The 843-nt window shown below is 42.6% G+C and carries 1 protein-coding gene; it reads right to left on the bottom strand.

What is annotated here, in order from left to right; genetic code table 11:
• Positions 1-778: HAMP domain-containing protein (locus tag A3729_RS08780; protein ID WP_156497825.1), on the bottom strand; the 778-nt coding region annotated here is incomplete at its 3' end.
• Positions 779-843 lie beyond the last annotated feature (65 nt).

Genomic DNA, 843 nt, shown 5'->3' with positions numbered 1-843 from the left:
GTCCTTTAATAACTAAGGGAAAGATTAAACCGGAATGTGTTTCAGAAGTGAAAATTTGTTCCAACTCAACTTTATGTCTCCGATCAAACATTTCTGTATTAGAAACTGATACGTATCGTCCAGTGTCAAAAGCCTTCTGTAAGTCAGGACAATATTTTACGTCTAACTCGTTTCCAATGCCAGGCTCCCAATCTAGCATCCTGATGGGATAGGCTGCGCGAATTACAGGGCCTGCATGCTCACTATCTTTTAGAGCAATACGGCAATAGGTTACTTTCAGTGTACTTGTTAGTTTCTGCGCCATAAGCTTTAGCAACTGCTCAATATCTAACTCGGACGAGAGTTCAGCGCTTGCCAATAAAAGTATCTCAAGGTCTAAAGAACGTTCCTTTAGCTGAATACTGTGTCTATCCAGTTGGTCTTTGAGGCTTAGGTGTTGATGGGAAAGCTGTTCAGCCATGCTGTTGAAACTGTCAGCAAGTTCCTCCAATTCGTCCCCGGTATCTAAATTGACTCGATAATCCCATTCTGAGCTTTTAAGCCTCTGAGTCGCCTTAACCAGGTCGTTAATGGGACGTGTAATCGAACGAACTAGCTGGAAGCTAAAAAAGACAAGGAAAAAGACGAGAAGCGTGCCGCTAATGACAACGCTTTTTTGTGCGCCATAACGCATCTCAGATGCTTCATGAAAAGCTTTTTCTAATTCATGGTCAAGAAAAATATGAATCTGGTCTAGCTGTGTGGTGATTTTCTGGCCTAATGCATCGAACTCACTCAACAAGCTGTTTTTCCCGCTAGTTTCGGTAGAACCCGCTAAAACTAATAGGTTCGAGCTCAGGCTAG

Source organism: Oleiphilus sp. HI0043 (assembly GCF_001634935.1).
This window is presented reverse-complemented; position numbering and strand designations above follow the sequence as displayed.